The sequence below is a fragment of the Arcicella rosea genome, from assembly GCF_014204325.1.
In the GTDB taxonomy this organism is placed as follows: Bacteria; Bacteroidota; Bacteroidia; order Cytophagales; family Spirosomataceae; genus Arcicella; species Arcicella rosea_A.
The window spans coordinates 125,051-132,528 of the sequence record NZ_JACHKT010000014.1 but is presented as its reverse complement, the minus strand read 5'-3'; the positions used below and the strand labels follow the sequence as shown (position 1 = coordinate 132,528).

7 protein-coding genes and 1 rRNA gene are annotated in these 7,478 nt (G+C 34.1%); 1 reads left to right on the top strand and 7 read right to left on the bottom strand.

What is annotated here, in order from left to right; translation table 11 throughout:
- A 5S ribosomal RNA gene (rrf, locus tag HNP25_RS22125) occupies positions 1-89 on the top strand; the annotation flags it as partial.
- Between the two features lie 135 nt (positions 90-224).
- Here the strand turns inward: rrf and HNP25_RS11135 are convergent.
- The 7 genes from HNP25_RS11135 to HNP25_RS21980 all read right to left on the bottom strand — a co-directional run bounded on the left by HNP25_RS11135 (position 225) and on the right by HNP25_RS21980 (position 7,368).
- Positions 225-1,109 carry a glycosyltransferase family 8 protein gene (locus HNP25_RS11135; RefSeq protein ID WP_184134157.1) on the bottom strand — a complete coding sequence of 295 codons (885 nt, stop codon included), beginning with the start codon at positions 1,107-1,109 and terminating at the stop codon, positions 225-227.
- An 85-nt stretch (positions 1,110-1,194) separates the two neighbouring features.
- Positions 1,195-2,328 (bottom strand): glycosyltransferase family 4 protein, encoded by a 1,134-nt coding sequence (locus tag HNP25_RS11130; RefSeq protein WP_184134156.1) that lies wholly within the window; start codon positions 2,326-2,328, stop codon positions 1,195-1,197.
- 50 nt (positions 2,329-2,378) lie between these two features.
- Positions 2,379-3,284: a glycosyltransferase family 2 protein gene (locus HNP25_RS11125; RefSeq protein ID WP_184134155.1), complete on the bottom strand. Its 906-nt coding sequence runs from the start codon at positions 3,282-3,284 to the stop codon at positions 2,379-2,381.
- Between the two features lie 18 nt (positions 3,285-3,302).
- On the bottom strand, positions 3,303-3,920 hold the full coding sequence (locus tag HNP25_RS11120; protein WP_184134153.1) for an acyltransferase: 618 nt from the start codon (positions 3,918-3,920) through the stop codon (positions 3,303-3,305).
- Between the two features lie 12 nt (positions 3,921-3,932).
- Positions 3,933-4,790 carry a glycosyltransferase family 2 protein gene (locus tag HNP25_RS11115; protein ID WP_184134151.1) on the bottom strand — a complete coding sequence of 286 codons (858 nt, stop codon included), beginning with the start codon at positions 4,788-4,790 and terminating at the stop codon, positions 3,933-3,935.
- Between the two features lie 116 nt (positions 4,791-4,906).
- On the bottom strand, positions 4,907-6,115 hold the full coding sequence (locus tag HNP25_RS11110; protein WP_184134149.1) for a glycosyltransferase family 2 protein: 1,209 nt from the start codon (positions 6,113-6,115) through the stop codon (positions 4,907-4,909).
- 62 nt (positions 6,116-6,177) lie between these two features.
- Entirely contained in the window at positions 6,178-7,368 is a 1,191-nt protein-coding gene (locus HNP25_RS21980) for a sugar transferase (RefSeq protein WP_184134147.1), read from the bottom strand.
- Positions 7,369-7,478: the final 110 nt, after the last annotated feature.

Sequence of the window (7,478 nt, the reverse complement as noted above, 5' to 3'; positions counted from 1 at the left end):
TCACCTCTTCCCATCTCGAACAGAGAAGTTAAGCCCAGTTCCGTTGATGATACTGCAATCATATGCGGGAAAGTAAATAAACCCCAAAAATATTAATAAAACTCCCTTGATAAATTAACTTATCAAGGGAGTTTTATTTTATACTAATGCAAATGATGAATATCTTGATAAATTACGTTTTAAAAGGTATCTCTTTTAGACATACCTTTTAAAACATCATTTGTCTATAACCAAGATGGTTTAAACTTATTAAGTATATTTTTTATTTTTTTTATATACCTTTGAGACTCTCCAATTGCTTTAAAATTCTTCCATTCCGTTTGTTTTAAATAGAAATAGAAGATTTTTTTGAACTCTTCGCTGTAATTATACGCTTGGTAAATAGGTTTTCTTTCTACAAAATGTATTAAATAAGGTGTTTCTTTGGGTGAAATTGTCGAAAAATGATTCCACAGAGGACTCAACTCAAGCCATTGGTTAGCTAAAATTACGTTTAATCCATATTGGTCTGGGTAATTGGCAAATTTCTTATTGTTATCAATACAGTCTATGATTTTCTCTGTTATATTTAACTCTCTCCATTTTTTTGTATTCATTAGAATCAAGCCTGTGTTAAAGTAACGAGTCTTTCCAGATAAGCCTAATTCATCGTGATTCAATACTCCTCCCCAGCTATTATCGAATGTGATAATCCTAGGGTCTAATACTGAGGCAATTACATGTTTTTCAAGGTCGTTTTCAAATAAAGTCGCAACATCTTTTAATACAATCATATCTACATCTAAATACAAGACTCTTTCTATTTCCTTTGGAATGAAATATGGAATAAACAAACGCATATAAATATTCAAAGGATAGGAACTTCTATCTAATGGTAGTTTCATTCCTTCTGGAATTACGCTATTCATTTCTTTCCAAATGAGTGTTGTAATGTTAGTATCAATTGATTTTTGAAGTTTCAATTTGTTATTATTGCTTATATTATCTTCAATAATATAGATTGTAATAATGTGACCTTTAGAAAGATTGGCTTCAATTGATTTGATGAGTGCTGCTAATAATATGATATAGTGATTATCACTTGCAACAACTATATTTAATGACTTCATTGGATTTACTTTTACTGTGCGATTATTTTCAATTCCTATTAATACTTATCGAACTTATTATTTCAACTAGCTAACTTAAATCAAATTATTTGTTTAAAACATCCCTGTATATATTTGATACTTGCTTCGCTGTTTTTTCCCAAGAAAATTGAGCTGCTCTTTCAATACCATAAGTAATTGTCTTTTCTCGTAGTGCTGTGTTGTTTAAGACGGATACAATCATTTCAGCAATCTCTTCAGGCTGTGTTGGGTCAATTAATATTGCATTTTTCCCCGCAACTTCAGGCATGGCTGAAGTATTACTTGTAATGACAGGAGTTCCACAGCCCATTGCTTCCAAAATAGGAATTCCAAAACTCTCTCGTAAGGATGGATATAAGAATAATTGAGCTAATCTGTAAAGATTTGGGAGCTCTTGATTAGGAATATAGCCTGTTAACATTATGTGTTGCATCAAATGCTCGTTATTTTGAGCTTTGAGGATTGAGAGTAAATGCTCTTTACCAAAATCAGGCATTACTAATGTAAAGTCAAGCTGACCACGTTGATGAAGTATTCCAATTGATTTTAATACATTTGGGAGATTCTTTTTTGGGTCTGTATTTCCTAAAAACAAGATAAATTTATCAGGTAGATTCATTTTATCCTTGAAAGCCTTTAATTCTTGTGGGCTTGCATCAGGAGTAAAATGTTTACCACAGGCATTATAAACCGTTTTTACACGACTTTCAGGAATTTTTAATCCTTCGATAATTCGCTCTCTTTCATAATCACTTACTGTAATAATCATGTCGGCTTTATGAGCAATTCTTGGAACGTTCCAACGGCGATATAAATTTCCGAAACGTTGATAATATGTTCCTTCAGTAATCATCCATTTTTCTAAATAAATTATGTCATGAATTGTTACCACCAAAGGAATTTTAGTGGAAATTGGAGCTGTATTACTGGTACAATGAAGTAAATCTACTTTATCATTTTTATAAGATTCTGGAAGTATTTTTTGTTCCCAAACTGGATAAGAAGCGGCTTTTGAAATTTGTAGCTTCATGTTATCACTTGGGAGCAGAGCATTCATATCAGCATCTGGCTGTGCGTAAACGAAATATTCATCAGAAGTATTCATTTTTTGAAGCTCCCGTAGTACTTCAAGGACAACGATGTCCATTCCATGTTTTTTTTTACGAAAAATTCTTTGTGCTTCTATTCCTATACGCATTTGCCTAATGTTTTTTATATTTTGTGTTACGGAATGGAATTCCGTACGACTCATTTATCGTGAATGTCTTTTGAAGTATTGCTGAAATTCCAAATTAAGCCTTCCCAGAAAGCTTTTAAATGTTTCCAATCTCCTTTTGTGATGTATCCAAGTAAATTTTTAGGAACAGCTACTGAAAAATAGTATAAATACATTAATATTTTTTGTGAGCCAAAAGTATTTCGTCTCAAGTAAAGTAAACGATTTCGACTATAATAGTAGGTTTTTAATGTTGATCCTTTACCTGTACTGATTGATTCTTTATGCCAGATTTTACTTGCAGGTTCATACCAAATAGAATATCCGGCTCTTACAAATCTTTCGCAATAATCCATTTCTTCATAATATAAGAAGAATAATTCAGCCATAAATCCTACTTTTTCAAAAGCAGTTCTTGAAAATAACATGGCAGCTCCATGAGCCCTAGAAGTAGGCATTGCTGTATCATGCTGACCTTTATCTTTTTCTAAATATCCTATGGAAAAACCTCGTCCAGTAATAGGACTAATCGGAGAAAATCCTGCAAATTGAATCGTATCTGGTTCGTCGAAGTATAAAATTTTGGGACAAACAACTCCAATTTTTGAATCGCTTTGAAATCTAGCAATGAGTGGCTCTAAGAAACCTGGGTCAACTTCAGTATCGTTGTTAAGTAAAAAAAGATATTCACCTGTTGCGGCTTCAATACCACGGTTATTACCACCAGCAAAACCAAGGTTTTCGCCCGTTTCAATGTATTTTATCCAAGGGAAGTCTATTGGTAGTTGATGACCTAATTCTTTGTTGCTATTATCAACTACAATTACTTCAATAGAAGGGTAAGTAATTTTTTCTAATGAACGTAATAAATCAGCGGTAACAGCTGTACCGTTAAAATTGATGGTGATAATGGAAACTTTAGGTAGATGATTCGTCATAATCAGTCATTTACTTTTTCAACTTACTTTTTCCCATTGTTGGGTTACGAAATTATACTGTTTAATCACTCTGGCAGGATTTCCAACGGCAACACTGAAAGGAGGAATATTTTTTGTAACCACAGCTCCTCCTGCAATTACACTATGTTTGCCGATGGTTACTCCTGCAGTAATAACTGCATTTGCACCAATCCAACAATCATCTTCAATGGTAATTGTTGCTGTAGTAACTGGCTGTAAATGAATGGGTTTTGTTACGTCTGTATAGACGTGATTGAGGCCACTCATTACGATATTCTGAGCAAAAATAACATTGTTTCCAACGGTTACTGGGCCGATAATTACATTGCCGATACCAACTCTTGAATTATTTCCGATATAAACAGGGCCGACGCCATTATTGATAGTAGCAAAATCTTCAACAGTACTGAAATCGCCTAAAGTGAATGGTTGAAAAGGTAATACATCTACTCTCGTTCTTCGGCATATTACAGAACCTTTTCCTTTTTGATGAAAGAAAGGATTAATAAACCACTTCACCCAAAGTCTAGGACGAGCCTGATACTTTGGAATCAAGCACCAATGCACAAACTTCTTTAAAGTGGGACTAGATTTTATGGTTTGGACGATAGACATATTCCTAAAATTTTATTTAAAAAGATATTTTTTCAAACGAAATATTAAAGCTTTTTTCAGTCCGCCATCTATTTGAATTCTACGGTCACTTGTCCAAACTCTTCCATCTGCACCATCTACGGCTGCAATTTTTCCGCCAGCTTCTTGTAGTCTTAATGCCATCATTCCGTCTTCAGCAGCGTGTCCAGCATCGTCTCCAGCAATACCTCTAAAAGTTCTTTGAACAGCAATGTCATAACCATTTACATCAATTCCCTTTTGACGAATAAAGCCACTGTTGTAGCCTAAAACATTCAAAAAAGGCTGAGTTTTTTCTTTTTTCTTGATGACATAACTACTCATTACTTCATACAAACCATATTGCCAACGAGGCGTATTTGGAGCGGGCAAGAAAGAGTAACTACCATGTACACAATAAACAGGAATATTGGCTCCATTTATTAAAGTGTCTGTCATAGTAGTAATCCAGCCTGCTGGATATAAAGTATCGCTATCGCCCGTCAGAATGTATGTTCCTTTGGCTGAATGTAATCCATTTGTTCTTGCATGACCAACGCCTTGTTTGGTTTCTAAAATGGTTTTTACACCCAGTTTCTGAAGTAAAGCGGCTGTTCCATCAGTAGAGTTATTATCAATGACCAATAATTCTACTGGATATTTTGTATTTGTATTGGCAAGAGAAATGAGCGTATGTAAAATACCTTCTTCTTCATTCCAAGCAGGAATTACGACTGAAACGATAGGGTTTTCATTAGAAAAGATGGCTAATTTTTTCTTGAGCTCTTCAACTTCAGCAGCTGAGTATTCGCTGATGCGTAATGGTTTTTTTAGTATTTGTGTTACCCAAGTTGGTAAAGAAAAATTAATCATAGTCTTTTCAATTTATGAAATAGCAAATCTGTTTTCAAGCAATAATGTATCAATATTAAAAGAGATTAACTTGCTGCTTACAAGTAATACTTTTGATAGAATAAGGTTTTACAAACTTATTCTGCTCTTTTTACTTTTTCCCAAATGCCAGAAGTTAATCCGTTTTTATATCTGAAATAACCTTTAATAGCACAATAATTCATGAACGAAAAATAGAAAGGAACAAACAATATTTTTACCCTAATTTTCTTGTTTTCAAGATAATAGCCAAGTAAAGCCAAAGTATAAAAGGCAATTTGAGCAATCATCAAAAGATGATAATTGAAAATATCTAATAACTCAGAACCAGTGAAAAGTAAAATGGCATTAATCAATACTAAAATAGGAAGACAAAATGGTGCAACCGCCCAACGCATGGCACGATGTGAAATATATTGAAAAGAGAGCAAACCATACTTGAAAATATTCCAAAGAAAACCAAGGCGAGCAATGGCTTGAAAACCACCAGCTGCAATCCTGATTTTACGCTTCATTTCATCTTGAATGGAGAAAGATGGTCTTTCGTTGGCATAGGCATCTGGTTCATAAATTACTCTGAAACCGTTGGCTGCAATGCGTAATGAAATGATGAAATCATCAAGTAGAGTATCTTTTTCTACGTGTTCAAACAAGTTGGTTCTTACAGCGAACAATTCACCTGCTGCACCAACTACTGAATACAGCTCTGTATCTAGTTTTTTAAGGAAAGATTCATATTTCCAATACAAACCTTCGCCAGCACCAGCAGCAGCTTCTGAACCTTCGGTTTGAATACGTTTTTCGCCAGCAACAGCACCAACTACAGGGTCTTGAAAATGCCTTACAATATTTTTGATGACGAGCTGATTTAACGTAGTATTAGCATCTGTAAAAATTACGATGGGCGTATCAATGGTTTTCATTGCTATATTCATCGCTTCAATTTTACCTCTACGAGTATCTCCGCCAATCATTCTCAGGTTTGAGTATTGATTTTGAAGGGATTCTATGTATTCTGAAGTGCCATCATTTGAGCCTTCGGTTACGAAGAGTACTTCAAAATTTTCGGAAGGATAATCTAACGCAAAAGTGTTTTTTACTTTTGCTTCAATACAAGACATTTCATTGTATGCAGGAACTACTAAGGTTACTTTAGGCAAGTAATCTGGGTCGTTATATTTTTTGAAGGTAAGCCCAAGTGTTTTTCTGATTTTTACAAAAATCCAAGCAACGATTCCGTAGCCAATATAAGTATAGAAAACGAGCCCTATACAAATCCAAAAGCATAGTTCAAATAGCAGTTTCATAGTTCAATTTTATGGCAAAGTATTAAAATACGATGCTTAGCGGTTCTTCTGGTTCGATTTTTCTAAACGTTCTCTGATTGCAACAGTGCAGGGAATGTCATAAAGAAAATCTTTAAATCATACTTGAACGAAAAATTACGAGCATATTCAATGTCAAGCTCTATTCTTTCTTGCTCTGTCATATCTTTTTTGCCTTTACCTCTTTTGGTTACTTGCCAAAGACCAGTAAGTCCACCAGGGCCAGCAAAACGTTCGATATAATCGTCAGTCGTTAATTTTTCAGCTTCGTACAAAGGCAAAGGTCTGTTACCAATCAGCGACATATCACCCAAGAAAATATTAAACAACTGAGGTAATTCGTCAATACTGCTATTTCTCAAGAAACGACCCAATTTGGTAATACGTGGGTCATTTTGGAATTTCATGAAAGCAACTTTTTCTTTCTTTTTGTTTAAATAAACCTTTTCACAAGTTTCTTCTCCGTCAAGATATAATCTTTGCTGACAAGAACCAATTAAAGCACATTCATCACAAAGCCCATCTTTTTTCTTTTCAGTTGTACCTTTTGTGTACATATTCAGCGATTCCATGTTTTTAATCAACTGATCGGCATCAGTACGCATGGTTCTGAATTTATAGATTTCAAAGATTTTATAACCAGCCCCAACACGTTTAGATTTATAAACGATAGGCCCTTTTGAATCTAATTTGATAAGAATGGAAATAACAATAAGTAGCGGAGAAAGTAATAATAAAGCAAAACCCGTTGAGGCAACGTCAATAAAACGTTTCCAGAAAGGTATTTTCACTTCTAAAATATTAGATTTTGTTTGCTGAGATGCTACATAATGGCGACGTTTGATGAAGTACTCTAAACGAGTAACTAAGTCACCATTACTGAAGTCTTTTGGGTAAATATCATCTCCTTTTTTCTCGATTACTTCTTTGATAAGACCAGGAGTAACGTGGTCGCTGGTAAGGATTACGGGTAAACTCTTCGTCCAATTATCTTTTCGGATGGTTTCTAAAAACTTAATTCCACCTAAATTTCTTGCAATAATGATGGCATCAGGAGGATAAGTATTTTTAACAAACTCCAAACATTCGTCAGAGTTATTGAGAACCTTGATATGAAGCTTTTGCCCAAATTTTTTCAAAAAATTGACCACAACAAAATCTTCATCTTCAACCAAAATTACTTTGATAGGGAAATCATCCTTTGGTGATGATATAGTCTGTGGGATACTACTCATATATTAGTGATTTTAATAATGCAAAGTCAGGACTTACACGGTATTTGGTACTGCTTTTATCAAGTTTGAGATAGCAGTGATGAGTAAATCTTTTAAAACGTTTTTATAAA